This window comes from Streptomyces lincolnensis, assembly GCF_021173675.1.
Classification (GTDB): domain Bacteria; phylum Actinomycetota; class Actinomycetes; order Streptomycetales; family Streptomycetaceae; genus Streptomyces; species Streptomyces lincolnensis_B.
Genome location: NZ_JAIHON010000018.1, coordinates 81,995 through 108,266 on the forward strand (window position 1 = coordinate 81,995; position 26,272 = coordinate 108,266).

General features: G+C 71.5%; 24 protein-coding genes and 1 pseudogene. 12 read left to right on the plus strand and 13 right to left on the minus strand.

All coding sequences use genetic code 11. The features are described from left to right. Window positions 1–139 precede the first annotated feature (139 nt). Together K4B79_RS40355 and def are read left to right on the plus strand one after the other, a co-directional pair. Window positions 140–949, plus strand: a complete 810-nt coding sequence (locus tag K4B79_RS40355) for a C40 family peptidase (RefSeq protein WP_232032406.1) — start codon at window positions 140–142, stop codon at window positions 947–949. A gap of 148 nt (window positions 950–1,097) precedes the next feature. Next, a complete protein-coding gene (gene def / locus K4B79_RS40360; RefSeq protein WP_232032407.1) occupies window positions 1,098–1,724 on the plus strand; it encodes a peptide deformylase in 627 nt (208 codons plus the stop codon). A gap of 66 nt (window positions 1,725–1,790) precedes the next feature. Here def and K4B79_RS40365 read toward each other — a convergent pair whose 3' ends face one another. After that, window positions 1,791–3,104 carry a geranylgeranyl reductase family protein gene (locus K4B79_RS40365; RefSeq protein ID WP_232032408.1) on the minus strand — a complete coding sequence of 438 codons (1,314 nt, stop codon included), beginning with the start codon at window positions 3,102–3,104 and terminating at the stop codon, window positions 1,791–1,793. Between the two features lie 70 nt (window positions 3,105–3,174). Here K4B79_RS40365 and K4B79_RS40370 point away from each other — a divergent pair, with 70 nt between their 5' ends. Further along, complete coding sequence (locus tag K4B79_RS40370) at window positions 3,175–3,732, plus strand: GNAT family N-acetyltransferase (protein WP_232032409.1); 558 nt, start codon at window positions 3,175–3,177, stop codon at window positions 3,730–3,732. Between the two features lie 114 nt (window positions 3,733–3,846). Next, the gene (locus tag K4B79_RS40375) at window positions 3,847–4,203 is read left to right on the plus strand and encodes a PASTA domain-containing protein (protein ID WP_308280598.1); all 357 of its coding nucleotides are present in this window, start codon (window positions 3,847–3,849) and stop codon (window positions 4,201–4,203) included. On the opposite strand, the gene K4B79_RS40380 is transcribed toward K4B79_RS40375, so the two are convergent. The 6 genes from K4B79_RS40380 to K4B79_RS40405 form a co-directional block, all read right to left on the minus strand. Continuing rightward, the gene (locus tag K4B79_RS40380) at window positions 4,190–4,885 is read right to left on the minus strand and encodes a demethylmenaquinone methyltransferase (protein ID WP_232032411.1); all 696 of its coding nucleotides are present in this window, start codon (window positions 4,883–4,885) and stop codon (window positions 4,190–4,192) included. The genes K4B79_RS40375 and K4B79_RS40380 overlap by 14 nt on opposite strands. A gap of 116 nt (window positions 4,886–5,001) precedes the next feature. After that, window positions 5,002–5,655: an imidazolonepropionase-like domain-containing protein gene (locus K4B79_RS40385; RefSeq protein ID WP_232032412.1), complete on the minus strand. Its 654-nt coding sequence runs from the start codon at window positions 5,653–5,655 to the stop codon at window positions 5,002–5,004. Window positions 5,656–5,662: 7 nt separating this feature from the next. Further along, window positions 5,663–6,862 (minus strand): cyclic dehypoxanthinyl futalosine synthase, encoded by a 1,200-nt coding sequence (gene mqnC / locus K4B79_RS40390; protein ID WP_232032413.1) that lies wholly within the window; start codon window positions 6,860–6,862, stop codon window positions 5,663–5,665. A 73-nt stretch (window positions 6,863–6,935) separates the two neighbouring features. After that, complete coding sequence (locus K4B79_RS40395; RefSeq protein ID WP_232032414.1) at window positions 6,936–7,706, minus strand: prepilin peptidase; 771 nt, start codon at window positions 7,704–7,706, stop codon at window positions 6,936–6,938. Next, entirely contained in the window at window positions 7,703–9,517 is a 1,815-nt protein-coding gene (locus K4B79_RS40400) for a serine/threonine-protein kinase (protein ID WP_232032415.1), read from the minus strand. Before K4B79_RS40400 ends, K4B79_RS40395 begins: the two co-directional genes overlap by 4 nt. A gap of 91 nt (window positions 9,518–9,608) precedes the next feature. Beyond that, a complete protein-coding gene (locus K4B79_RS40405) occupies window positions 9,609–10,457 on the minus strand; it encodes a menaquinone biosynthetic enzyme MqnA/MqnD family protein (protein WP_232032416.1) in 849 nt (282 codons plus the stop codon). A 287-nt stretch (window positions 10,458–10,744) separates the two neighbouring features. Here K4B79_RS40405 and K4B79_RS40410 point away from each other — a divergent pair, with 287 nt between their 5' ends. Further along, entirely contained in the window at window positions 10,745–10,948 is a 204-nt protein-coding gene (locus K4B79_RS40410; protein WP_016645643.1) for a cold-shock protein, read from the plus strand. A 122-nt stretch (window positions 10,949–11,070) separates the two neighbouring features. Here K4B79_RS40410 and K4B79_RS40415 read toward each other — a convergent pair whose 3' ends face one another. Further along, window positions 11,071–11,634, minus strand: a complete 564-nt coding sequence (locus K4B79_RS40415) for a helix-turn-helix domain-containing protein (protein ID WP_232032417.1) — start codon at window positions 11,632–11,634, stop codon at window positions 11,071–11,073. Window positions 11,635–11,702: 68 nt separating this feature from the next. Between K4B79_RS40415 and K4B79_RS40420 the strand changes: the two genes are divergently transcribed. From K4B79_RS40420 to K4B79_RS40430, 3 genes are all read left to right on the plus strand, one after another. After that, entirely contained in the window at window positions 11,703–12,398 is a 696-nt protein-coding gene (locus K4B79_RS40420) for an AzlC family ABC transporter permease (protein WP_232032418.1), read from the plus strand. After that, window positions 12,395–12,709 carry an AzlD domain-containing protein gene (locus K4B79_RS40425; protein WP_232032419.1) on the plus strand — a complete coding sequence of 105 codons (315 nt, stop codon included), beginning with the start codon at window positions 12,395–12,397 and terminating at the stop codon, window positions 12,707–12,709. The genes K4B79_RS40420 and K4B79_RS40425 overlap by 4 nt, the downstream gene beginning before the upstream one ends. Before the next feature lie 72 nt (window positions 12,710–12,781). Next, window positions 12,782–13,432 carry a class I SAM-dependent methyltransferase gene (locus tag K4B79_RS40430; RefSeq protein WP_232032420.1) on the plus strand — a complete coding sequence of 217 codons (651 nt, stop codon included), beginning with the start codon at window positions 12,782–12,784 and terminating at the stop codon, window positions 13,430–13,432. Here the strand turns inward: K4B79_RS40430 and kstD are convergent. After that, window positions 13,429–15,162: a 3-oxosteroid 1-dehydrogenase gene (kstD, locus tag K4B79_RS40435; RefSeq protein ID WP_232032421.1), complete on the minus strand. Its 1,734-nt coding sequence runs from the start codon at window positions 15,160–15,162 to the stop codon at window positions 13,429–13,431. The two genes, K4B79_RS40430 and kstD, sit on opposite strands and share 4 nt — an antisense overlap. A 224-nt stretch (window positions 15,163–15,386) precedes the next feature. Between kstD and K4B79_RS40440 the strand changes: the two genes are divergently transcribed. Further along, entirely contained in the window at window positions 15,387–16,301 is a 915-nt protein-coding gene (locus K4B79_RS40440) for a LysR family transcriptional regulator (RefSeq protein WP_232032422.1), read from the plus strand. Here the strand turns inward: K4B79_RS40440 and K4B79_RS40445 are convergent. Further along, the gene (locus K4B79_RS40445) at window positions 16,286–19,567 is read right to left on the minus strand and encodes a S8 family peptidase (RefSeq protein WP_232032423.1); all 3,282 of its coding nucleotides are present in this window, start codon (window positions 19,565–19,567) and stop codon (window positions 16,286–16,288) included. The genes K4B79_RS40440 and K4B79_RS40445 overlap by 16 nt on opposite strands. Before the next feature lie 129 nt (window positions 19,568–19,696). Beyond that, window positions 19,697–20,116, minus strand: coding sequence for an ATP-binding protein (locus tag K4B79_RS40450; RefSeq protein ID WP_232032424.1), 420 nt, complete (start codon window positions 20,114–20,116; stop codon window positions 19,697–19,699). A gap of 117 nt (window positions 20,117–20,233) precedes the next feature. Here K4B79_RS40450 and K4B79_RS40455 point away from each other — a divergent pair, with 117 nt between their 5' ends. From K4B79_RS40455 to K4B79_RS48865, 3 genes and pseudogenes are all read left to right on the plus strand, one after another. Then, complete coding sequence (locus K4B79_RS40455; RefSeq protein WP_232032425.1) at window positions 20,234–21,088, plus strand: helix-turn-helix domain-containing protein; 855 nt, start codon at window positions 20,234–20,236, stop codon at window positions 21,086–21,088. Then, complete coding sequence (locus K4B79_RS40460) at window positions 21,085–21,279, plus strand: DUF397 domain-containing protein (RefSeq protein ID WP_232032426.1); 195 nt, start codon at window positions 21,085–21,087, stop codon at window positions 21,277–21,279. The genes K4B79_RS40455 and K4B79_RS40460 overlap by 4 nt, the downstream gene beginning before the upstream one ends. A gap of 193 nt (window positions 21,280–21,472) precedes the next feature. Then, window positions 21,473–21,670: pseudogene (locus K4B79_RS48865) on the plus strand (peptide-N4-asparagine amidase); the annotation flags it as partial. 40 nt (window positions 21,671–21,710) lie between these two features. On the opposite strand, the gene K4B79_RS40470 reads toward K4B79_RS48865, so the two are convergent. Both K4B79_RS40470 and K4B79_RS40475 read right to left on the minus strand, forming a co-directional pair. Continuing rightward, entirely contained in the window at window positions 21,711–24,044 is a 2,334-nt protein-coding gene (locus K4B79_RS40470) for an MFS transporter (RefSeq protein WP_374208575.1), read from the minus strand. 124 nt (window positions 24,045–24,168) lie between these two features. Further along, a complete protein-coding gene (locus K4B79_RS40475) occupies window positions 24,169–26,085 on the minus strand; it encodes an AMP-dependent synthetase/ligase (RefSeq protein ID WP_232032427.1) in 1,917 nt (638 codons plus the stop codon). Window positions 26,086–26,272 lie beyond the last annotated feature (187 nt).

Consider the following 26,272-nt stretch of genomic DNA (forward strand, 5'->3'; position numbering starts at 1 on the left):
TTGATCACCTGCGTCCGCAATGTCCGTTACGGCGTCAATAAAGAGCGACACGCCCGGCGTTCAGGGGTTCGATTGAACAACTGTGGCGCAGCACACGTTTCTTGAAGGTATGGAGGAGCCCCTGATACCGGTTGTTCTCATGTCCCACACCGCTCACATACGCAGCCACCGGAAACCCCGCCGCAGCGCGACGTCGAGTCTCGCCGTGCGTGCCGGAGTTGCCGGTGGCGTCCTCAGCATGGCAGCGGCGGGCGCCTCGGCCTCGGCGAACGCTGCCGAGCCCGTGACGCAGACCCTCGAACTGCCCACCCTGACGGCCGACATGGCCGCGCAGGTCGCCGAGTCCGCCGACGCCACACAGCAGGCCGCGGCGAACTACCAGCTGCAGGCCGAGCGTGACGCGGCCGCCGCAAAGGCCGCGAAGCAGGCCAAGGCGGACCTCGCTGAGGCGAAGAAGAAGGCCGAGGCCCGCAAGAAGGCCGCCGAGGAGGCCGCTCGCAAGGCCGCTGCCGAGCGCGCGACCCGCGACGCGGAGCGGACCTCCCTGTCCGCCTCCGCGAGCGTCAGCGCGTCCACGAGCACGTCCACGGCCACCGGTTCGGCCGCCGCGATCGTCAACTTCGTCAAGGCGCAGGTCGGCGACAGCTACGTCTCCGGCGGCACCGGCCCCAACTCCTGGGACTGCTCCGGTCTCGTGCAGGCGGCCTTCAGCCAGATCGGTGTCGACCTGCCGCGCGTCTCGCAGGACCAGTCGACCGCCGGCACCCAGGTCTCGCTGAGCAACCTCCAGCCGGGCGACATCCTGTACTGGGGCAGCGCGGGCAGCGCGTACCACGTGGCGGTGTACGTCGGCGACGGCATGTTCGTCGGCGCGCAGAACCCGTCCACGGGTGTCGCCGAGAAGCCGCTGTCCTACGACCCGCCGACCGGCGCGGTGCGGGTGCTCTAGAAGCATCGACCACACACCGACGACACACGTCGCAAGGGCCGCAGCCGCTCGGGGGCAGCGGCCCTTTCGGCGCACCACTCCTGTGTGATCTGTTGTCACCGGCGTCCGCACGGACGCGGCACAGCAGACACCGAGACAGGAGAACAGCATGCCGAGCGTGTTCGTCCAGGGCAGGCCCGTCGACTCGTATCCCCGGCTCGCGCCTCAGGCCCGGCGCGGGAGGGTGCGGCGGATCACCGAGGTCGGTGAGGAGGTCCTGCACAAGCCGTGCCGGGACGTGACCGAGTTCGGGCCCGATCTCGCCGCTCTCACCGGCGACATGTTCCTGACGATGTACATCGCGGACGGGGCCGGGCTCGCGGCGAACCAAGTGGGTGTCGATCTGCGGTTGTTCGTCTACGACTGCCCGGACGACGACGGTGTCCGGCATGTCGGGCATGTCGTCAACCCGGTCCTGGAGCCGCTCGACGTCTCCCACAGGCGGCTCCTCGACGACTCGGAGGGCTGCCTGTCCGTCCCCGGCGCCGTGATGGACGTACCGCGGCCGGACCGGGCCGTCGTGCGCGGCCTCGACCAGGACGGCCGGCCGCTCGTCGTCGAGGGCACCGGGTACTTCGCCCGCTGCCTCGCCCACGAGACCGACCACGTGAACGGCCGGATCTACCTCGACCGGCTCTCCCGGCGGGACCGCGCGGAGGCCCTGCGCCAGGTGGCGGCCCGACGGGACGAGGTCTTCGCCCGCCGGGCGGCCAACGTCGAGGCGCTCAGGGGGTAGCCGCCCCGGGCACCGGTCCGTCGGAAGCGCGCCGGACCGGCGCCCGAGACGCTCGCCCCGTACGGGTCACGCCTTCGGGGCCGCCTTGCTCAGGCCGTTGATGATGCGGTCCATCGCGTCGCCGCCCGTCGGGTCGGTGAGGTTGGCGAGCATCTTCAGGGTGAACTTCATCAGGAGCGGGTGGGTGAGGCCGCGCTGGGTGGCGATCTTCATGACCTTCGGGTTGCCGATGAGCTTCACGAAGGCGCGGCCGAGGGTGTAGTAGCCGCCGTAGGTGTCCTTCAGGACGCGCGGGTAGCGCTGGAGCGCCATCTCGCGTCCAGCGGGAGTGGACCGGGCGTGGGCCTGGACGATGACGTCGGCGGCGATCTGGCCGGATTCCATGGCGTAGGCGATGCCCTCGCCGTTGAAGGGGTTGACCAGGCCGCCGGCGTCGCCGACCAGCAGCAAGCCCTTGGTGTAGTGGGGCTGGCGGTTGAAGGCCATCGGGAGGGCGGCGCCGCGGATCGGGCCGGTCATGTTCTCCGGGGTGTAGCCCCAGTCCTCCGGCATGGACGCGCACCAGGCCTTCAGGACCTCGCGCCAGTCCAGTTCCTTGAAGGAGTTGGAGGTGTTGAGGACGCCCAGGCCGACGTTGGACGTGCCGTCGCCCATGCCGAAGATCCAGCCGTAGCCGGGGAGCAGCCGGTCCTCGCCGGGACCGCGGCGGTCCCACAGCTCCAGCCAGGACTCCAGGTAGTCGTCCTCGTGCCGCGGTGACTCGAAGTACGTCCGTACGGCCACACCCATCGGGCGGTCCTCGCGGCGGTGCAGGCCCATCGCGAGGGAGAGCCGGGTGGAGTTGCCGTCCGCCGCCACGACCAGCGGGGCGTGGAAGGTCACCTCGCGCTTCTCACCGGCGTCGCCGAGCTTGGCGTGCACGCCGGTGATGCGGCCGGTGCGGTCGTCGACGATCGGGGCGCCGACGTTGCAGCGCTCGTACAGGCGGGCGCCCGCCTTCTGGGCCTGGCGGGCGAGCTGCTCGTCGAAGTCGTCGCGTTTGCGGACGAGTCCGTAGTCGGGGTAGGAGGCGAGATCCGGCCAGTCCAGCTGGAGCCGGACACCTCCGCCGATGATCCTCAGGCCCTTGTTGCGCAGCCAGCCGGCCTCCTCCGAGATGTCGATGCCCATGGCCACGAGCTGTTTGGTGGCGCGCGGGGTGAGGCCGTCACCGCAGACCTTCTCGCGCGGGAACTCGGTCTTCTCCAGCAGGAGTACGTCGAGTCCGGCCTTGGCGAGGTAGTAGGCGGTCGTGGAGCCGGCCGGCCCCGCGCCGACGACGATCACGTCGGCGGTGTTCTCGGAAAAGGGGTCGGAGTGGGGCTCGGTCACGACGGTCACGGCGGGATCTCCCCAAGTTCGGAATCTGCGTGCCGACCGGCACTGGACATGGGCAGTCTATTCAGCAGGATTGATCACCCGGCTGAAGGGCTGCCCAGTGAACCGAGCTCTCCCCGCAGTACGGTTGCGCGTCCCCACCGACGAGGACGCCCTGGCCTGGCACCGGGTCTTCGCCCACCCGGACGTGATGGAGTTCCAGGGCGGCAGGAACGCGGAGCTGTCCGCCTACGAGGAGCTCACCGCCCGCCAGCGTCGGCACGACGCCGAGCGGGGCTTCTGTCTGTGGTCCGTGCTCGACGGGTCCGAGCAGGTCATCGGGTTCACCGGTGCCCAGCCGTGGGAGCGGAGCTGGGGACCCGCGGGTGAGATCGAGATCGGCTGGCGGCTGGGGCGGGAGTACTGGGGCCGGGGGTACGTCACGGCGGCGGCGCGGATGGCGCTGGAGCGGGTGCGCGGGGCGGGCGTGCCGCGCGTGGTGGCGATGGTCGACGCCCGCAACACCCGCTCCATCGCGGTGACCCGCCGCCTCGGCATGCGGCTCGCGGAGGTCTTCAGGACCCCGGCCGCCCGACCGGACTCTCAGTCGGCCGCGCCCCGGGAGGGCCACTGCTACCGCCTGGATCTGTGAGACCGTCCTCCGCTTTCCTCACGCACTGTCACCATCTGCCACAGAAAGAAACGCAGCGCTTCCGGCCGCCGCGACCCCGGGGTTACCCTGCCAGTACCGCTGGGGGTGACATCTGTGCACATAACGCCCAAGACACCCGAAGTACGCGTGCCGCGTCTGGTCGGACTCATGGCCGTGGACGCCCGCGAGACAGCCCAGGCGCAGGGCCTGCTCGTCAACGCGCCGGACCGGCAGGACTTCCACCGCACCGTGGTCGACTACGTCGTACGCCAGTACCCGCAGCCCGGCGCGGAGGTGCCGCGGGACTCGGTGGTCTACGTGTGGTTCGACTTCGGTCCGGGGGACGGCGGCGGTGGGATCCGCGAGCCGCGGCTGCCGAAACCGCCGAGAGGCGGGCTCCAGCGGGAACTGGACGAGCCGAACGACCCGTATCCCGTCCGCTGCTGCGCCACGGGGTTCAGCTCTCCTTGACGCCCCGGTGCAGGGCCACGATCCCGCCGGACAGGTTCCGCCAGGCCACCTTCGACCAGCCGGCCTTCTGGAGGCGCTCGGCCAGGGCGGGCTGGTCGGGCCAGGCGCGGATGGACTCGGCGAGGTAGACGTACGCGTCGGGGTTCGAGGACACCGCCCGCGCGACGGGCGGCAGGGCGCGCATCAGGTACTCGGTGTAGACGGTCCGGAAGGGCGCCCAGGTCGGGTGCGAGAACTCGCAGATCACCACGCGCCCGCCGGGCCTGGTCACCCGGTACATCTCGCGCAGCGCGGCGTCCGTGTCCTGGACGTTGCGCAGCCCGAAGGAGATCGTGACGGCGTCGAAGACGTCGTCCTGGAAGGGCAGCCGGGTGGCATCGCCCGCGGTGAACGGCAGCCAGGTGTGCTTGCGCTTGCCGACCTGGAGCATGCCGATCGAGAAGTCGCACGGGACGACGTACGCGCCCGTGCGGGCGAAGGGCAGCGACGAGGTGGCGGTGCCCGCCGCCAGGTCCAGGATCTTCTGCGCGGGACGGGCGTCGACGGCCTTGGCGACCTCCTTGCGCCACACCCGGTCCTGGCCGAGCGAGAGCACGTCGTTCGTGAGGTCGTACCGTTCCGCCACGTCGTCGAACATCGAGGCGACTTCGTGCGGCTGCTTGTTCAGGGAGGCGCGGGTCACCTCGCCATTCTTGCAGTACGGCCCCCGGCAGCCGCTCAGGGGAGGAGCCCGGGCCGCTTCTTGCCCGCCACACGGGTTCCCCGTCACGCCGGTTCGCCGCCCCCCCCGGAGTCTCCCTAGCGCTTCCGGTACAGCAAGCGGCCCTTGATCACCGTCGCCACGCAGCTCGACGCGCCCGTTTTCTCCAGTGCCGCCTCATCCGTGGCGTCGAAGACCGCGAACGTGGCGTCGATTTCCGCGTCCACGCCGATCGGCGGCAGCGGGAGGAGGATTGCCTGGGCCAGGCTTCGGCCGGCCAGGGGGTCCAGGGACGGTGGGCCCGTCGGATCCTCGAAGCGCTGCTCGACGCTCAGCCCCGCCCGGTACACGGCGTCCACGACCGCGGGGCGCCACAGCGTGCCCGCGACGGCCACCGTGCCGTGGGAGAGCAGGCGTTGGACTCCGCGGCGGGCGCTCGCGCCCCAGCGGGAGTCGGTCATCTCCATGCGAGAGAGGTCGTCCCCGGTGAGGGGTTCGGTGCCGAGTTCGTCGGCCTCGCGGGGGTCCGGGTGGTAGGCCTGTTCGAGGAGTTCGGGGCCGTGGGGGTTGACCAGGCCGGGAGTGAGGAGGCCGGGCCAGCGGCGGACGCGGGCCGTGGGGTGGGTGGTGGCCAGGTGGTCGTAGGGGCCGGTGGCGGCGATCTGCCGGCCCTCGACGAGGATCGCGCCGCCGGGCACGGGCGGCCGCCGATCCCCCGTGATCAGGAGGTCGGCGGCGTGGATCGTGAGCATGGCGGGGCTAGTTGGAGGCGAGGAGCTTCAGCTCGGGGTGGGCCGTGCCGCCCTCGATCGCCGTGGAGGAGATGTGGGACATCACGCGTTCGTCGACGGGGTCGTCCGCCGGGTCGTCGTGGACGACGATGTGCTCGTACGTCGTGGTCCGCTGGGCCGGGACGCGGCCCGCCTTGCGGATGAGGTCGATGATCTCCATGCGGTTGGAGCGGTGCTTGGCACCGGCCGAGGAGACGACGTTCTCCTCCAGCATGATCGAGCCGAGGTCGTCGGCGCCGTAGTGCAGGGACAGCTGGCCGACCTCCTTGCCGGTGGTCAGCCAGGAGCCCTGGATGTGGGCGATGTTGTCCATGAACAGACGCGCGATGGCGATCATCCGCAGGTACTCGAAGAGCGTGGCCTGCGTGCGGCCCTTCAGGTGGTTGTTCTCGGGCTGGTAGGTGTACGGAATGAAGGCCCGGAAGCCGCCCGTCCTGTCCTGTACGTCACGGATCATCCGCAGGTGCTCGATGCGCTCGGCGTTGGTCTCGCCGGTGCCCATGAGCATGGTGGACGTGGACTCCACGCCCAGGTTGTGCGCGGCCTCCATGATCTCCAGCCAGCGCTCGCCGGACTCCTTGAGCGGCGCGATGGCCTTGCGGGGCCGCTCCGGGAGCAGTTCGGCGCCCGCGCCCGCGAAGGAGTCGAGGCCCGCGGTGTGGATCCGCTGGATCGCCTCCTCGACGCTCACCTTGGAGATCCGGGCCATGTGCTCGACCTCGGACGCGCCCAGCGAGTGGATCACCAGCTGGGGGAACTCCTTCTTGATGGCGGCGAAGTGCTTCTCGTAGTACTCCACGCCGTAGTCCGGGTGGTGGCCGCCCTGGAACATGATCTGCGTCCCGCCGAGCTCGACGGTCTCCGCGCAGCGGCGCAGGATGTCGTCCAGATCGCGGGTCCAGCCCTTGTCGGTGGCCTTGGGCGGGGCGTAGAAGGCGCAGAACTTGCACGCCGTCACGCAGACGTTCGTGTAGTTGATGTTCCGCTCGATGATGTACGTCGCGATGTGCTCGGTACCGGCGTACCGGCGGCGGCGTACGGCGTCGGCGGCGGCGCCGAGCGCGTGCAGCGGGGCGTCGCGGTAGAGGTCGAGCGCCTCTTCCGGGGTGATCCGCCCGCCGTCCGCGGCACGGTCGAGCACAGACTGGAGGTCGGCCTTCTCGGTCACCGGGGGGCGTCCCTTTCGTCAAGGGGTTGGACGGACTCGACCAGCCTACGCCAGCCCTCCGACACCGCCGAGGTCAGGCCGCGTAGGCGCCGATCAGCAGGCCGGTGCAGACCCCCGCGATCAGGAACGGGCCGAACGGGATCGCCGCCTTGCGGTCGGCGCGGCGCAGGAGGACGAGGGTCCAGCCGTAGAGCGCGCCGAGGACGAAGCCGGTGAGGGTGCCGAGCAGGACCGTGCCCCAGCCGTACCAGCCGAGGACGGCGCCGGCGAGGAGGGCGAGTTTCACGTCGCCGAAGCCCATGCCGCCGGGGTTGATGCGCCAGAGCAGGTAGTAGCCGGCGCCGAGGGCGAGGGTGCCGAGGGCGGCGGAGGGCCAGTGGCCGGTGTGTTCGGGGACCAGGGAGACCAGGCCGAGCAGGGCGAGCGTGGCGGCGGCCGAGGGCAGGGTCAGGACGTCGGGCAGCCGTCTCACCCGGAGGTCGACGACCGTCAGCAGCACTCCGACGGGGGCGAGCAGCAGCCAGACGGCGACCTCGGGGCGGGTGTCGGTGGCCACGGCGATCCCGGCGCAGAGGAGTGCGGTGAGGGGCGAGAGGACGAGCGTGCGCGGGCCGTACGCGCCTGCCGCCCCGCGGACGGCTACGGCGCCGCCCGCGGCGGTGCCGACCCCGGCGCACTCCGCGCATCTGGGGCGGCCGAGCCACCCCCGGATCAGGTGCCCGTCCGGGCAGCGCTCGCGCCAGGGCTCCTCCGGCGGAACCGAGAAGCGGTAGGCGGCGCGCGGGACCAGTGCCCCCGCCGTCGCGCCCCACAGCGCGGCGAGGACGACCAGCAGACCCGTCATCCCGAGCCGACTTTCGACAGCCGTGCCTCGGGGCGGCCGGAGTCCTCGCTGTCCGACTGGTAGGAGAGGTCGTCGCCGACCGGGGTGATCCGCACGGTGTGGGCCTTCTGGCTGCACACGCCCCGGTTGGACTCGGCGCCCACGGCCGTCGCGACGACCTGCTTCTTCGTCACCTGCTTCAGGGTCAGTACGTCGTCGCAGACGCCGCCGAGCGCGTCCGTGTGCCGGAGGGTGCCCAACTCCTCGCCCACGTCGGCCCGGTGCGCGGTCAGCCGGAAGGTCCCCATGGGCAGCGTGCCGCCGAGGGCGACGGCCTGGCCCTCCCAGGTGCCGAGGTAGGCGGCGGGCAGGGCGCTCGGTCCGGCGGGAGCGCTGTCGCCGGTGCTCGGGCTCGGGGCGGCGCTGCTGTCCGCGCTCGCGCTCGGCGCGGGGGACTGGGCACTCGTGTCGGACCCGGCCGGGCCGTCCTGGTCCCCGCCGGGCAGCAGGTCGAACAGGAACACCGAACCGACCGTCACCGCCGCCATCGCCCCGGCGACGGCCAGCGCCACCGTGCAGCTCAGCCGACGCCCGCGCCCGCCCCCGGCCTTGGTCTCCGACGCCGCCGACACGGAGACGGACACCCGCCCGGGACGACGGTCGGAGGGTTCCGGGGAGGGGGCCGTGTCCTGGGCGTACGGCTCACGGGGCTCGGGGATCGGGGTGTACGGAGCCGACGGCGTCGGTGCGGCGACCGCCCCCATGACCGGCGGTGGCCCGAACTCACCCACGGCGGCGGCAACGGACGGCGTGCTGAAGCCCACCGGGCCGGACGGTGCCTCCCGCAGGCCCGGCCCCGCCGACCCGCCCTCCGCGCCCGCCGTACCGTCCACGCCGGCCACGCTCACCGCGCCCGCCGTACCCTCCGCCTCCCCCGTCGCCTCCAGGTTCAGCAACCGCACCGCGCTCCGGCTGACCTGCTCCACCAGCGCCCCCGGCAGCCAGCCGCCCGCGACCAACCGGGCCGCGCCCTCGGGGGCCAGGCGGTCGGCCACGGCCGAGGGGGTCGGTCGAGCGGCCGGGTCCTTGGAGAGGCACTGCTCGACCACCTCGCGCAGCTCGCCCTCCAGAGCGCCGAGCTCGGGCTGCTCGTGGACGACCTTGTAGAGGAGCGCGGCGGAGGAGTCACCGCGGAAGGGGGGGTCGCCGGTGGCGGCATACGCCAGGACCGCGCCGTAGGAGAAGAGGTCCGCCGCGCCGGTGACGCCCTTGCCGAGGATCTGCTCGGGGGACATGTAGCCGGGCGAGCCGATGGAGACGCCGGTGGAGGTCAGGGACGCGGTGCCGTCGGTGGCGCGGGCGATGCCGAAGTCGATGAGGAGAGGGCCGTCGAGGGTGAGGAGCACGTTGGAGGGCTTCACGTCCCGGTGGACGAGGCCCAGGTCGTGCACGGCGGCCAGCGCCTCCGCGAGTCCCGCGGCCAATACCCGCACCGTGGGGATGGGCAGCGGCCCGTGCTCGGCGACCGCGGCCGACAGCGAAGGGCCCGCCGCGTACCCGGTGGCGACCCACGGCACCGGGGCCTCCGGGTCCGCGTCCAGGACCGGTGCGGTCCAGGCGCCGCCGACCCGCCGGGCGGCCTCGACCTCGCGCCGGAAGCGGGCGCGGAACTCCTCGTCCAGCGCGAAGTGCGGGTGGACGATCTTCACGGCGACCGTGCGGCCGCCGGTGCTGCGGCCGAGGTAGACCCGGCCCATCCCGCCGGAGCCGAGCCGGCCGAGCAGCCGGTAGGGCCCCACGACGGTGGGCTCGTCGACTCCGAGCGGCTGCATGACGCCCCCTCCCCCGTTCCCGCCCTGTGGGCACTCACGTCCCCGCCCTCTGGGAACTCCCGTACCCGCCCTGTGGGAACTGAGAGGCAGACTACGGCTGAAGCAGTTCCACCTTCACGTCCGCCGGGAAACCCGTCGTGGGGCCGACGCGCCGCGCGAACTCCGCGACCGCCTCCAGCTGGGGACCGCCGAGGCGGAAGTCGAGGGTGGTGAAGTACCGCTCCAGGGTCTCCTCGTCGAAGGCCTCCCAGCGGGCGGCCTGCTCGGCGACCTTGCCGACCTCCTCCAGGGAGAGGTTGCGGGAGGCGAGGAATGCCTCGTGGACCTTGCGGGTGATGAACGGCTCGCGCTCCAGGTAGTCCCGGCGGGCCGCCCAGACCGCGAAGACGAAGGGCAGGCCGGTCCACTCCTTCCAGAGCGCGCCGAGGTCGTGGACCTGGAGGCCGTACTTCGGCCCGTCCAGGAGGTTGGCCCGCAGGGCGGCGTCCCCGATCAGGACCGCCGCCTCGGCCTCCTGCATCATCAGGCTGAGATCGGGCGGGCACGTGTAGTAGTCGGGCCGGACGCCGAAGCGGTCGGACAGCAGGAGCTGGGCCAGGCGTACGGAGGTGCGCGAGGTGGAGCCGAGGGCCACCCGGGCGCCGTCCAGCTCGTCCAGCGGGACCTGCGAGACGATCACGCAGGACATGACCGGGCCGTCGCAGCCGACGGCGATGTCGGGGAAGGCGACCAGGTCGTCGGCGTTCTTGAGGAACTCGACGAGGGTGATGGGCCCGATGTCGAGGTCCCCCCGCACCAGCCGCTCGCTGAGCTTCTCGGGGGTGTCCTTGGTCAGCTCGAAGTCGAGCAGCGTGCCGGTTCTCGCGAGCCCCCAGTACAGGGGCAGGCAGTTGAGGAACTGGATGTGGCCGACGCGCGGCCGGGTGCGAGAAATGTCCACATCGCGAGACTAGACCCCGTGGGGTACGCTCCGGACTCCGACCCTGGGGTCAACCTCCACCCGATCTTCAAACATCCGGGTGACGTGATCTTGGCCTCTGTTGCTTTCGGCTGCCCACATGCTAGGCTCGCCGCAAGTTGCAGTTTGGTTTCCCTTGCAGTACAGAGCCTGCGGAGCATGTAACCGCGGGCTCTAGTCGTTTTCAGACGTATGCAGTTGTGCGGCATCTTGTTTTCACACTTGCAGGGTTCTGGAGCAGGGCAACCCTTTGGGCCCAAGGAGGGCTTATGGCTACCGGAACCGTGAAGTGGTTCAACGCCGAAAAGGGCTTTGGCTTCATCGCCCAAGAAGGCGGCGGCCCCGACGTCTTCGTCCACTACTCCGCGATCAACGCGAGCGGCTTCCGCTCGCTCGAGGAGAACCAGGCGGTCACGTTCGACGTGACCCAGGGCCCGAAGGGCCCGCAGGCGGAGAACGTCACCCCCGCCTAAGTCTCTTCGGTTTTCGGAGCCTGGTGCTTTGATCCGGAACAGATAGCAGTACCCAAGGAGCCCCGTGCCGCAAGGCGACGGGGCTCCTGCCTTTCACCCGCGCCGCGGCCCCGCGCGGCCGCTCACGCGTGCTGCATCACCAGCACGAACGTCGTCCCGGGCACGAGCGCCTCGTAGGAGTGCGGCACGTCCCCGCGGTAGGTCATGTAGTCCCCGGGGTCGAGCTCGGCCTCCTCCCCCGTCGGACCGGCCTTCACCCTCCCCGTGCTCACGATCAGGTGCTCCACGGTTCCCGGAATGTGCGGCTCCGATTCCCGTACGGCACCCGGTTCGACCCGCATGTGGTAGAGGTCCCGCCGCGCCCCGGGCAGCCCGGCCGACAGCAGCGTGGCCGTGAATTCGGCCTTCTCCGAGGTCACCGACGGTCCCTGCCCCGCCCGGATGACCTGCACGGCGGGCACCGGCGGCTCCACCAGCGCGCTGAACGGCACCCCGAGCGCGACGCCCAGCGCCCACAGCGTCTCCACGCTCGGGTTCCCGCTCGCCGACTCCAGCTGGGACAGCGTGGACTTCGCGATGCCGGCCCGCTTGGCCAGCTCGGAGAGGGACAGTCCGGTGCGGGCGCGTTCGCGCTTGAGGGAGGCGGCGATCCAGTCGAGGGGGCGCCGGGGCGGGCTGTCGGACATGTCGTTCGCTCCATCGGTACGATCGTTCGCCTTGACGAACAGGGCCACTGCCGTCCAGTGTAGTGAACATGCGTACGGCAGAACGAACAGCACGAACAGAGCGAACATCCCTGGTCCGTGACAGCGCGCTCGTCTGGTTCGCCAGTGGCATCGTCGGTGTCTCCTTCGGCGCGATCGCCGTCGCCGACGGCCTGCCGGTGTGGGCGCCTGTGGTGATGTCTCTCGTCGTGTACGCGGGCTCCGCCCAGTTCAGCGCGGTCGGCGTCCTGCTGGCCGGGGGCGGGCCGGCCGCCGCGGCGGCCACCGGCCTGCTCCTCAACACCCGCACGGCGGCCTTCAGCCTCGCCGTCGCGGACCTCCTCGGTCCGGGGCGCCTGACCCGCCTCCTCGGCGCGCACCTCGTCACCGACGAGACGGTGGCCTTCGCCCTCGCCCAGCCCGATCCGGCACGGCGGCGGGCGGCCTTCTGGATCTCCGGGCTCGGCCTGTTCGCCGTGTGGAACATCGGCGTCCTCGCCGGGGCACTGGCCGGCGGCGCGCTGGGCGACACCGCCACGTACGGCCTGGACGCGGCCTTCCCGGCCGTCCTCGTCGCCCTGGTACTGCCCGCCCTGCGCGAAGGGCCTGCCGTACGGCGGTCCGCGCTGCTCGGCGCCGCGCTCGCCCTGGCGGTGACACCGGCGGTCCCGGCGGGGGTGCCGGTGCTCGTCGCCCTCGCGGGGCTCGCCGTGTACGGGCGCGGCCGAGGAAGGCGTACGGCATGAGCGCGACGGTGGCGATGATGCTGGCCCTGGCGGTCGGGACGTACGCCTTCCGGCTGGTCGGGCCGGTGCTGCACGGGCGGGTCGAACTCTCCGCCCGGGTCCAGGAGTTGCTGTCTGCGGGCGCGATCGTCCTGCTGGTGGCACTGCTGACGACGGGCGCGCTGACCGAGGGCGGTGGCTTCGCGGGGTGGGCGCGGCCGGCGGGGGTGCTGGTGGCGGGGGTTCTGGCGTGGCGGCGGGCGCCGTTCGCCGTGGTGGTGCTGGGTGCGGCGGCGACAACGGCGGTCCTGCGCGTAATGGGGCTGGCGTGACCCCCTAAGGGGCGCGGGGAACTGCGCGACCAGCCCCCACGACCCGCAGCCAACCCACTACCGTCCCCACCCATGACAGATTTCGTGACCGCGACCCGCACCTTCTACGACGCCATCGCCGAGGACTACGCCGAGCTCTTCCTCGACCCCCTCGCCGAATCCCCCCTGGACAGGGCCACGCTCAGGGGATTCGCCGAGCTCGTGGGCGAGAAGCAGCCCGTGGCGGACCTGGGATGCGGTCCGGGGCGGGTCACCGCCTACCTCGCCTCCCTCGGTCTGGACGTCTTCGGGCTCGATCTGTCGGAGTCGATGCTGGCGATCGCCCGCCGGGAACACCCCGCGCTGCGGTTCGAGCAGGGGTCGATGCTGGACCTGGACCTCGCGGACGGGGCGCTCGCCGGGGTGGTGTCCTGGTACTCCACCATCCACACCCCTGTGGACGAACTCCCCTCCGTCTTCGCCGAGTTCCACCGGGTGCTGGCACCCGGCGGCCATCTCCTGCTCGGCTTCCAGGTCGGTGACGTGCCCCGCCGCCACGAACAGCCCTGGGGTCACCCGGTGACGCTGGACTTCCAGCGCCGGCGGCCGGAGCACATGCTGGAGCTGCTCCGGGCGGCCGGGTTCGCGCCCGTCGCGCGGACGGTACGCGAACCCCAGGGCACCGACCCGACCCCGCAGGCGGCCCTGATCGTCCGCAAGAGCCAGAGTCAGAACCAGAGCTAGAGCCACCCGGCAATGTCCCGCGCCGCGATGTACCCGAACGTCATCGCCGGACCGATCGTCGAGCCCGCGCCCGCGTAACTGTGGCCCATGACGGCGGCGCTGGCGTTCCCGGCGGCGTACAGGCCGGGGATGACCGAGCCGTCGGGCCTGAGCACCCGCGCGCGGGCATCGGTCAACAGGCCGCCCTTCGTGCCGAGGTCGCCGGGGACGAGCCGGAAGGCGTAGTACGGGGGCAGCCACAGTGGGGCGAGGCAGGAGTTGGGCTGGACGGAGGGGTCCGTGTAGTAGTGGTCGTAGGCGCTGTCGCCGCGCCCGAAGTCGGGGTCCTCGCCTTGCCGGGCAAGGGAGTTGAAGCGGTCGACGGTGGTGCGCAGCGCACCGGCCGGAACGCCGATCGAGGAGGCGAGGGCGTCGAGCGTCCACTGCTTGTGGGCGGCGCCGGAGCTGTACCAGGCGTCGGGCAGGACGAAGGTCGGCGCGATGTCCTTGAAGAGGTACCGGTTGCGGTAGTTCTGGTCGACGATCAGCCAGGACGGGATGTCGGGATCGGTCGGGTGGCGCTCGTACATGGTGTGCACGACGTCGCCGTAGGGCGCGGCCTCGTTCACGTACCGCCGGCCCGCCTGGTTGACGATCAGCCCGCCGGGCAGGGTGCGTTCGGCGAGGCAGAAGTACGGCTCGCCGGGCAGCGGGATCGCCGGTCCCCACCAGGCGTCGTCCATCAGCGCGAGGTCGGCGCCGAGCCGCTGTCCGGCCCGGATGCCGTCGCCGGTGTTCTCCTTCGCGCCGACGGTCCACTCCGTGCCGATGGGCTGCCGCTGGTACTGCGCCCGCATGGCCGCGTTGTGCTCGAAGCCGCCGGAGCCGACGATCACTCCCCGGCGGGCGCGGAAGAGACCGGCGGGGGTGACCGCGCCGGCGACGGTGCCGTTCTCGACGTACAGCTCGGTGAGCGGGGTGTTGAGCCGCACCGGCACGCCCGCGTCCAGGAGCCCCTTGCGCAGTCCGGCGGCGAGCGACTGTCCCATGGTCAGCGGCTTCTGCCCGAGCAGGGCGGCCCGCGTGCCGCGCGCCAGGCACTCGGCGGCGACGGCGGCACCCCTGACGCTCACGGCGGCGAGCGCGAGCCACTTGTAGTCGGCGCTGAAGACGACGAGACCGGCGGGGACCTCCATGTACGGCGGGTTCAGCCGGGCGAGTTCGGCGCCGAGGATGGTGCCGTCGAGCTGATCGGGCTCGATGGAGCGGCCGCCTGGCAGTCCGCCCGGCAGCTCGGGGTAGTAGTCGCTGTAGCCCTCCATCCAGCGGAAGCGGAGCGGGCTGTTCGCCATGACGAAGGAGAGCATCGCGGGGCCGTGGCCGAGGAAGGCCCGCTGCCGGTCGGCGGGGACCTCCGGGCCGACGACGGCGGCGAGATAGGCGGCCGCCTTCGCGGGGGTGTCCGGGACACCCGCGGCCCGCAGGACGGAGTTGTTGGGGATCCAGATCCCGGCGCCGGAGCGGGCCGCGGATCCGCCGAAGGTGGGCGCCTTTTCCAGGACCACGGTGGTCAGGCCCTGCTTGGCCGCGGTGAGCGCGGCGGTCATGCCGGCGGCGCCGGAGCCGATGACGACGACGTCGTAGGTGCCGAGGGTGGGTAAGTCGGCCGCTGAGGCGGTGTGTTGGTGGACGGTCGCGGCGACGGGCAGTGCGGCGCCGGCGGTGAGTACGCGTCTTCGGGTGACGGTCATGGGTCCGGAATGTCGCGCGGGGGTCTTGTGAAGTCAAGAGGACATCCCCGGGGACGTACCGCGCCGTGGCTTGGGTCGGCACCCGCTCCTTCCCCGCCCGGTCCGGATCCCGGCGGGGCTCGGGAGCGGGTTGCCGCCCGGGCCCTGAGGAGATCGTCGTACGGCTCGAAGCCCCAGTCAATCCTAAGTATTTGTCAGATGCCCCAAGTGCTAGCTTGGGGTTCATGACCCTCGACGACCTGCGTGTCTTCGTCGCCGTGTGCCGGGCGGGCAGCCTCAGCGCGGTGGCCCGGGAGCTGGACTGCACGCAGTCCGCGGTGAGCCAGCACGTGAAGCGGCTGGAGCGGGAGACCGGGGTCAGCCTGCTGGAGCGGCAGCCGCGGGGAGTCGTGCCGACACAGGCGGGACTGGTGCTGGAGGCCGCCGCGGCCGAGGGGATCTCCGGGCTCGACCTCGCCCTGCGCCGGCTGCGCGAACTGGTCGACGGCGAGAGCGGGGCCGTGCGGGTGGCGACCGGCGCGACGACCGTACGGCACTTCATGGCGGAGGCGGTCGTCGCGTTCCGGCGGCAACACCCGCGTGTCAGCCTGGAGTTCAGGACCGAGAGCTCCAGCCGGGGCTGCTTCGACGCGCTGGCCGACAGCAGTCTCGACCTGGCCTGGATCACCCTGGGCCCGCCGGTGCGGGGCATCGAACAGCGGCCTGTGATGGAGCTGCCGTGGGTGCTGGCGGTGCACGCGGAGGATCCCCTCGCCGCGCGCCCGTACGTCGATCCCGCCGACCTGGGCTCGACGCGCCTGATCCGGCTGCCCCCGAACTCCACCTCCGCCGCCCATCTCGACGCGGCCTGCGCCGAGTTGGGCGCCCGGTTCGCGTTCGACACGAGCGTCGCCGACTGGGACACGGCGTTGCTGCTGGCCGAACTGGGCCTGGGGCGGGCGGTGGTGCCGTCGTTGCCGGGGCTGGACGTGCCCGGCGACCGGGGGGACTTGCGGTTGGTGCCCCTCCCCGCCCTGCGTCCGCTGTCCGTGGGGTGGGCGGTACGGCGCTGGGACGCGCTGTCGCCTCTGGCACGGGCCTTCGCGGACACGGTGGCGGAGAGGGGCGGTCGGGCTCCGGGGGCTCAGCCGACGGTGTAGGTGTACGGGATGCCGATCAGCTCCGAGCCCAGCAGGCCCCCGAAGGACGTGTCGGTGTCGACGTAGACCGTGCCGTGGACGACCGTGCCGACGGGGGCGGTCGGGGTCAGGGTGAGGGTCATCGTGGCGGTCTTCCCGGCCGCGGCGGTGACGGGGTTCCAGTCGGCGTCGGGGTTCCAGAACTCACCGGTGGAGGCCTTGGCCGCCGGGTCGAAGGACTGGGTGGTGGCGGTGACGGAGACCTTCGCGGTGCCCTTGCCCGCGGGCTTGTCCCCGAAGGGGCCCGGGTCGGTCACATCGGTGGACCACGTCCCGGAGGCCAGCTGCCCGGCGTGGGCGGTGGCGACCGTGGTGCCGGTCGGGCCGGCCGGCGCGAACACCGCGGGAGCACCGGTCCAGGGGTAGATGTTCAGGTCGACCGGGCGGTCGGCGGTGGCCGTGGCGATCACCTCGGTGGTGTGCGAGGGCACCACCCACGCCGGACCGCCCTGGTTGATCTGCACCGTCCCCGACTTGTCGTCGCCCCACACGGGGACCTTGATCTCGCCCGTGGTGTCGAGCCTGGGGTCGAGGTAGTAGTGCCGCTCGGCCGGGCCGGAGTTGGGCACCCGGACCGGGACGGTGAGCGTGCTGCCGCGCTTGAGGACCCGGGACGGACTGTCCGGCAGGCCGGGTGCCGTGGCCGTCGCGGCGTCGAGACGGACCTTGCCGGTGACCTGTTGGCTGAAGGCCTTGCCGCTGACGGCGTCGGGCAGCCCGATGATCAGCGTCCACCGCCCGCCGGCCGGACGGTTGGCGCTCAGGCTCGCGTACTTGGTCGGGGCGCCGTTCTCGCCGGCCGTCCGGTCCGTGTCCCGGGCCAGGACCTGCCCGTCGGGGCTGATCAGGTAGTACACCAGGGTCGGTGCGGGGTCCTCGGCCGTGAGGTCGATCGTCAGGCCGCGCCGTCCGGGGGGTACGTCGATGAAGTAGCCGTTGGTCTGGCCGACATCGCGGCCGACGCCGCCGGTGATGGTCGCCGCGAAGGAGGTGCTGTGCCCGGCGGCCGGGTCGACGGGGATCAGCGTGCGGCGGGCCACCGGGAGGGAGAGCCGGGTGCCGGTGTCCGAGGCGAACTGGAGCGAGAAGGGCGTGTCACCGGCCGTCCGCGCGAACGGGATCCGGACCGGGAAGGTCGCGGTGCCGCCCGCCGGGACGGTACGGGTCTGCGCGGGCACCCCGGCCGTGGTGTAGCGGTGGCCGGTGATCCGGACGTCGACGGGGCCGCGGTAGCTACCCGGCTCCAGCGGCTTGTCCTGGAGGTGCATCCGGCCGTTGTTCCAGACCACCTTGACGGTCCAGGTGCCGGGGCGCGGGTCGTGGACGTCGACGTGCTGGTAGTTGCTGTGCAGGCCGTAGCCGTCGTAGTCGTAGCTGACCTGCGTCAGCGCTCCGGCCGGGTCGACCAGGATCAGCGCGAGCTTGCCCGACTTGTCGGTGCCGGGCCACACCATCTCGGCGTCCAGCAGCGGGGTGCCCTTCGGCACCTTCACGGTGAACGGCTTGGCGGCGAGCCTGCCCTCGCGGTCGTCCCCGGTGAGCGGGGCGCCGACGGTGACCTTGCGCTGGGTGCGGAAGGTCTGGGTGCCGACCGTGCGGGAGGTCATGGTGACCCGCTGCGGCCGATCGGCGGTGTTGGTGAGGGAGACGGAGGTCTGCCGGGCGCTGCCGGGCTGCCCGGTGACACTCAACTGGCCGACGGACGGCACCAGTTGGTCGGCGTGCCGGTCGACGGTGTCGATGGCCCGGGCCGCCTGGACGGCCGCGTGAGTGTTCAGCAGCCCCGCGCCCTGCTCGTCGGCGGGCGTGCGCAGGTCGGTCGCCGTGCCGGTCAGGAGCCGCTTGACCAGGTCCGGGGAGGGCCTGACGCCACCGTGCGTGTCCTTGTACGCCTGGATGACGTCGGCCGCCGCGCCGGCCACGAAGGGCGCGGACTGGCTGGTGCCGCCGAACACCTGGGTGGGCAGGGTGCAGTCGCTCCAGCGCTTGTCGACGGTGCAGGCGGCCATGCCGACCATGCCGGGAGCCACCAGGTCGACCACCTTGTTGTCCGGGGTCGTCCCGCCGGAGGACAGCGCGGCGATGTTGTCGTTCGTCCACTTCCGGTAGCCGTAGGCCTGCGCCGCCAGCCGGAAGGACGTGGTCGCGCCGACGCCGATCACGTCCGGGTCACTGGCCGGTGAGCCCACCGTGCCGGACGTGCCGGAGTCACCGCTGGAGGCGACCACCGTCACCCCCGCGGCGATCGCGGCGTCGTCGGCCAGCCGGACGGGGTCGGTGGCGGCGTCGGGGTAGTTGTTGCCGCCGAAGGACTGGCTGAGGACGTCCGCGTGGTGCTCCACCGCGTACTGGATGGCCCGTACGAACCCGGAGGTGTAGGCGTGCGCCCCGTACACCTTCAGGTCCATCAGCTCCGCGCCGGGCGCGAAGCCGCGGACCCGGAACGTGCAGCCCTTCGGCAGCTTGGCGTGCGGCAGCTGCGTGGCCAGGTCGTACGTACGGCTGCCCTGCGCCGCGATGGCACTGGCGTCGCCGAACGCCTCGCCGCCGCCCGTCGGCGCGTTCACGCCGTCCCCGCCGAAGTCCTCGGTGTCGGTGACCACATGGCTGCCGTCGGGGCGGATGAACTCCGGGTTGTCCGCGTCCATGCCCTCGGCGAAGAAGGCGACCTTCACGCCCTTGCCGGTGGCGGTGCGGTGCGCGGCGTCGGTGTGGGTGAGGCTGAGCGCCTCGGGCTCGGCGAGGGGTTTGGCGGGGTCTTTGGGGCAGCCGATGCCGTTGTTATTGGCAGCGGGGGTGGTGGGGGCCTCTGTGGCGCGGGCCGTGGCGGGCTGTCGTATCGGAAGGTCCGGCACGACAGCGGCGACGTCCCGGTCGCCGCGTATCCGCGCTATCGCGTCCGGCTTCAGCGTGGCGGAGACGGCGTTGATGAGGCTCATCCCGCTGACGTGGGTGGCCCCGCTCTCCTTGAGCCGCGCCATGACCGGCGCCTGTGCCTCGGCGGCGGCCTTGCTGCGTCGCGCGGCCTGCGTGCGCATCGGGAGGTCGGTGAGCTGGTCACGCATCACGACGATGACGCGCTGCGCGGGGCCGCCGCTCGCGCCGGTGTCGGCGGTCTGTGCGGCTGCGGATGCGGGGGCGGCTGCGAATGCGGGTGCGCTGCCGAGCGAGAAGGCGCTCAGCAGGAGCGTGCATGCGAGCGCGGCTCTTCTTCTGTTGTTGTTCATCGAGTTCTCCGCTGGTGGGGGGTGCGGGACGGCCGGAACGATCGGCCGTCGTCCGTGATCATTCGCCCCGACTCGTGAACTTCGCCAGGTACTTCCCGTCAAAGGATCCTCAAAGTTTCAAACGAGGTTTCAAACGAGGTCGATCTCCGCCCAGACGGTCTTGCCGACGTCCCTCTCCGCGACGCCCCAGGTACGGGCGAGCAGGGTGACGAGGATCAGGCCGCGCCCGTGTTCGTCGTCCTCCCCTGTGCGGAACCGGAGTTGCCTGTCCCCGCGCGGATCACTCACCTCGATACGGAGCGTGTTCTCGGGGAGCAGGAGGAGGAGCCTCAGCTCGAAGTCCCTTCCCGGCACGCGCCCATGCGTTACGGCGTTGGCGGCGAGCTCGGCGACGAGGTGCTGGGCGGTGTCGTTCACCTCGCTGTCTTGGGGATGCCCCCAGGCCGCGAGCTGCGTGGCGGTGAGTCTGCGGGCGAGGCGGGCGCCGCGTGGGGTGGCGCTCAGACGCTGGGTCAGTTCGTCGGTGGGGGTGGAGATTTCGGCGTTCACGTGACCGAGCGTGGTCGGTTGTCTCTACGCTGACCAGGGGCGACTTGGCGACGCTGGGTAGCCGTACGGGTGCGGTGGGTTTCGTGTACGGGTTGTCGAGTGGGAGGGGTGAGGCACGTGAGTGAGCGGAGGCCGGAGACGCCGGCGGAGGTGGACGGGACGACGGGCTTCTTCATCGCCCTGGGGAAGCAGCTCAAGGTGCTGCGCGAGCGGAAGGGCATCACGCAGAAGGAGTTCGGAGACCTGGTCGGGTACGGCCCCGACGCGGTGTCGTCCATGGAGCGCGGGGTGCGGATCCCTCGGCCGGAAGTGCTGGAGAAGGGCGATGAACTGCTGGACGCCGGAGGGCTGTTGAAGGCGGTGATCCCCCAGGTCAAGGAGGCGATGGCGAGGGCTCGGACCAGGCATCCGGAGTGGTACCGGGGGTATGCGGAGCTGGAGGCGCAGGCAGTCACGTTGCTCGACTACAGCGCAACGGGCGTTCTTGGGCTGCTCCAGACCGAGGACCACGCACGGGCCGTGTTCACTCAGCGGTTCCCGCGACTTGCCGAGGAGACGATCGAGAAGCGGGTGGCGGACCGCCTCTCACGGCAGGAGCTGTTCGACCGGTGGCCGCCTCCGGAGTGCAGCTTCGTCATGGAGCAGGCCGTTGTCGAACGGCACATCGGCGGACCGTCCGTGCACGCGAAGCAGCTGGAGCACCTGCTGCACATCGGGCGCATGCGGAACGTGCACCTTCAGATCATGCCTACGCGGCGCGACGAACACCCCTGCTTGGGCGGCTCGTTCACCTTGCTCGCGCTCGAAAGGCAGGAGCAGGTCGCCTACATGGAGACCCAGGGGTACCCACGGCTGGTCACTGACCGAGAAGAGGTCCGCATTCTCAACGCCCGCTATGGAATCATCCGAGCGCAGGCGCTCAACCCGTACGAGTCCCTGGACCTGATCGAGAAGACGCTGGAAGAGCTATGAACATAGAGCAGCTGACCTGGTTCAAGTCGAGCTACAGCGACGGGGAGGGCGGCCAGTGCCTCGAAGTCGCCGCCACCCCCACCACCATCCACCTCCGCGACTCCAAGAACCCCACCGGCCCTCACCTCACCCTCTCCCCCACCGCCTGGTCGGCCTTCCTCTCAGGGGAGCCGGTCGGCGAGCGGCGCTAGCGCCTCGCCGCCCCGCCGATGAGCACCCCGCACACCAAGAGCGGCACGCAGCCCGTCGGACATGCTCATCGCCAACGTTGCCAACGACACCTGCACGGGCCTCCTCGACGTCAAGGTGACGCTCACCTTCGACCTGACCCCCTTCGCCGGACTCCTCAACGACGGCAAGGCGCACACCATGGACGTGAAGGTGACCGGCAGGTGGACCGATCGCCAGACCGTCGTCAGCAACGGGCACATGACCCGCACCGCCCACCTCGACGTGGCCCGCGAGGACCGGCACGCGGTGGCCACGACGAGCGAGCGGTACCGCCTGAACGCGCCCGGCGAGCACTACGACCACACGCTCGCGACCGAGCAGGGGGTGCTGACGGAGGACGTCCTCCGCTGAGGCGGGCCGGCGGCAGGCCCCGCCCCCCTGGGACGCCTTCCTACACCTCCTTGTGCGTCAGCAGGATGTCGACGCCCTCCTGCGTGCCGTTCACGGTGATCTGCGTGGCCACCGGAGGGTAGCCGCTGGCGATCACGGTGTACTGGTCGCTGGAGAGGTCGGTGAAGGCGTAGCTGCCGTCGACGCTGGTGGTGCGGGTGCCGACGACGTTGCCGGCGGCGTCGACGAGGGTGACGCGGGCGTCGTCCAGGGCGCGGCCGTCCGGGGTGTGGACGGTGCCCCGCAGGGTCGCGGCGACGGTCAGGTGGATGTCGCAGCGGGTGGTCTCGGCGGAGACGGTGGCCGGGACGGCGGTGGGGCGGTGGCCGGGGGCGCTGACGCTGAGTGTGTAGTCGCCGGGCAGCAGGTCGCCGATGCGGTAGCCGCCGTCCGTGCCGGTGGTGGTGGAGGCCGTGACGTCGCCGTTCTGGTCGGTGGCGACGACCAGCGCGCCGGGCAGGGTCTCGTCGTCCCCGCCGCGCACCGTACCGGCGAGGCCGCCCGGGCTCGGGAGGAACACCAGGTCGTGGGAGACCTGCGTACCGTTCACGGTCAGCGTGGCGACCTGGGGCTGGTAGCCGGGTGCCGAGCCGATGAGAACCATGCTGCCGCGCTCGGCCGTGTCCACGCCGTACGTGCCGTCCTCGCGGGAGGTGGCGCGGGCCAGCTGGCGGCCCGAACCGTCGAGCAGGGTGATCGCGGTGCGGGGTACGGGGGCGCCCGTGCCGTCACGGACCTGGCCCCGGATGACGGCCTTGTCGACGGTCACGCTTCCCGACGTGGCGGAGACGGCAGGCAGGGTCGCCGGTGCCTCCGCCCGTGCCCCGGTCTCCGTCGCCGTCTCCGGCTCCGTCGCCACCTCCGACGCCGCCACCCGCTGCTTCTTCCCGCGGAACAGCAGCAGCGTGATGATCATGCCCACGGCGAAGAAGGCGGCCGACCACCAGTAGGCGACCTCGTAGCTGTGCAGGGCCGCGTTCGCCTTGACCATGGGGTCGGACAGGTGGTCCGCGGCGTAGTTGGTGGCGGCGGTGGCGGCCAGGGTGTTCAGCAGGGCCGTACTGATCGAACCGCCCACCTGCTGGGTGGTGTTGAGGGCGGCCGAGGCCACGCCCTGGTCCTGCGCCTGGACGCCCAGCGTGGCGTAGCTCATCGCCGCGGGCATCGAGGTGCCCAGGCCCGCGCCCAGCAGCAGGAGCGGCGGCAGCACGTGGGAGGCGTAGCTGCTGTCCAGGCCGAGGCGGGTCAGCCAGACCATGCCGCCCGCGGCCACCAGCAGACCGGTGGGGACGACGATCTTGGGGCCGATCCTCGGCACCAGGAGGTTGGTGGACAGCTGTGCCATCACCATCAGGGCGGCCACCATCGGCAGGAAGGCCACGCCGTTCTTGACCGGCGAGTAGCCCAGCGTCGACTGGAGGTAGTAGGTGAGGAAGAGGAAGACGCCGAACATGCCGGCGGAGGAGATGAGGACGGTCGACAGGGCGGCGGCGCGGTCGCGGTCGGCGAGGACGCGCAGCGGGAGCACGGGGTGCTTGGCCCGGGTCTGCCAGAGGAAGAACGCCACCAGCAGGACACCGCCCGCGGCCAGGAAGCCCCAGGTCATCCAGTTGTCCCAGTCGTGGGTCTCCGCGTTGGCGAAGCCGTAGACGATGCCGAACAGGCCGCCGGAGACCAGGACCACGCCCGGGATGTCCAGCTTCGGCCGCTCGGTCGGGACGGAGCGGCCGAGGAAGACGATCGCGCCGATCAGCGCGAAGACCGCGATGACGTCGTTGACGTACAGCGTCCAGCGCCAGTCGAGGTACTCGGTGAGAAGACCGCCGAGGACCAGGCCGACGGCGGCGCCGGAGCCGGCGATGGCGCCGAAGATGCCGAAGGCCCGGGCGCGTTCCTTCGGCTCGGTGAACGTCGTGGTCAGCAGGGAGAGGGCCGCCGGGGCGAGCAGCGCGCCGAACAGGCCCTGTACCGCGCGGGCGACGACCAGCATGGTGAATCCGTTGGCCGCGCCGCCGACCGCGGAGGCGACGGCGAAGCCGACGAGGCCGACGATGAAGGTCGTCTTGCGGCCGAAGAGGTCGGCGAGCCGGCCGCCGAGCAGCAGCAGGCTGCCGAAGGCCAGGGAGTAGGCGGTGACGATCCACTGCCGCCCGTTGTTGTCGAAGCCCAGGTCCTGCTGGGCGGACGGCAACGCGATATTCACGATCGTCGCGTCGAGCACGACCATGAGCTGGGCGAGGCCGATCACGGCGAGTGCCCACCATCGGTGTTTCGACGCGGCATGGGTGTGGCCGGACGGCACGGCGTGGGCGGTGGCGGCCGGGATGGCTTCCACGATGGTGCTCCCCTCAGGGGGTGATGGGACTCGCAGTACTCGGACCACCCAATCAGTCCGAAACTGTTTCGTACACCTAACGTAGGTCAAATCCGCAGCGAAACTCAAACGTTTCGCATCTGGTTCACCGCTCGTACATGCCCTCGATCTGCTCCGCGAAGTCCCGCAGCACGACCTCGCGCCGCAGCTTCATCGACGGCGTCACATGGCCGGCCTCCTCGGAGAAGTCCCTCGTCAGGACCGTGAAGCGGCGGATGGACTCCGGCCGGGAGACCATCTTGTTGGCGTCGTCCACCGCCCGCTGCAGGACCTGCCTCAACTCCTCGTCGTCGACCAGGAGTTCCGCGGGCACCGGGTGTTTGCCGTTCATCCGGCGCCAGTGGGATACGCCGTCCATGTCGAGGGTGATCAGCGCCGATATGAACGGCCGGCGGTCGCCCAGGACCATCACCTGGGAGATCAGGGGGTGGGAGCGGAGCCAGTTCTCCAGGGGCGCGGGGGCGACGTTCTTGCCGCCGGCGGTGATGAGGATCTCCTTCTTGCGCCCGGTGATCGTGAGGTAGCCCTCGTCGTCCAGCTGCCCGATGTCACCGGTGGGGAACCAGCCGTCGGTGGAGGCCGGGATCACCCCACCGCCGTGCGGGTCCCAGTAGCCGCGGAAGACCTGGTCGCCGCCGAGCAGGATCTCGCCGTCCGCCGCGATCCGCACCCGGGTCCCGGGCAGCGGCCAGCCGACCGTGCCCAGGCGGGGCTTGAGCGGGGGTGTGACCGTGGCCGCGCCGGTGGACTCGGTCAGGCCGTAGCCCTCGTAGACCTCCATGCCCGCGCCCGCGTAGAACGCGGCGAGCCGGCGGCCCAGCGGGGAGCCGCCGCAGATGATGTGCCGGACCCTGCCGCCCATCGCGTTGCGGATCCGGCGGTAGACCAGGGAGTCGTAGAAGGTGCGGGCGGTCTTCAGCGCGGCGTTCGGGCCGGAGCCGGTGCCGGACTGGCGGGCCTCGGCCGCCTCGGCGTAGCGGCAGGCCACGCCCACCGCGCGGTCGAAGGCGGCGGCCCGGCCGCCGCTCTCGGCCTTGGCGCGCGCGTTGTTGAAGACCTTCTCCAGCATGTACGGGATGACCAGCAGGAAGGTCGGCCTGAAGGTGCCGAGGTCCGCCATCAGGTCCTCCGCCTTCAGGCTCGGCGCGTGCCCCAGCCGCACCCGCGCGCGGATGCAGGCGACGGCGACCATCCGGCCGAAGACGTGGGACATGGGGAGGAAGAGGAGCGTGGCGAGGTCCTCGGCGGCCGTCTTGGACTTGAAGACGGGGTGGAGGAGTTCGATGGCGTTGTCGACCTCGGCGAAGAAGTTGCCGTGCGAGAGCACACAGCCCTTGGGGCGGCCGGTGGTGCCCGAGGTGTAGACGACGGTGGCCAGGGTGTCCGGGACGAGCATCCCGCGCCGTACGGCGACCTCCTGGTCGGGGACCTGGACGCCGAGCTCCGCCAGGCGGGGCAGATGGTCCTTCTCGATGATCCACATGTGCCGCAGATCGGGCAGCCGGCCCAGTTCCGGACCCAGTGCGGCCGCCTGGCTCACATGCTCGGTCACCAGGGCCACCGCGCCGGAGTCCTCCAGGATCCACCGGGTCTGGAAGACCGAGGAGGTGGGATAGATCGGCACGGTGACCAGACCGGCCGCCCAGGCCGCGAAGTCCAGCAGCGTCCACTCGTAGATCGTCCGCGCCATGACGGCGATCCGGTCGCCCGGCTGGAGCCCCTCCGCGATCATGCCCTTCGCCAGCGCGAGCACCTCGGCGGCGAACTCGGCCGCCGTCACGTCCCGCCAACCGCCGTCCTCGGTACGGCGGCTGAGGACCCGTGCCTCGGGGGCGGTCTCGGCGTTGTCGAAGGGCAGGTCGGCGAGCGAGCCGTGGGCCCTCGGCGGGACCAGCGGCGGTACGGCCACCTCCCGCACCTCTCCGTCAAGCCGCCGGATCTCGGGCTCCACGAGTACGGGCATGCCGTCGTAGTCGGATCCGGACGTATGGGAGAGGGACATGGTCGGCTCCTCGGGCGTGCAGCTGAAGACAGCTCTGCTGCATGTGGTACGCGCGATGCGTGCTCGGGCGTTCACCGCCGGTGCGCGAATCGGATGTTACCGGCGGTTAGGATGGCGATCCTAAGGGGCCCGGGTGGGGAGCATGTGCGGATTTCGGGAGGTTCCGGAGTCGGGCGTGTGCAACCTC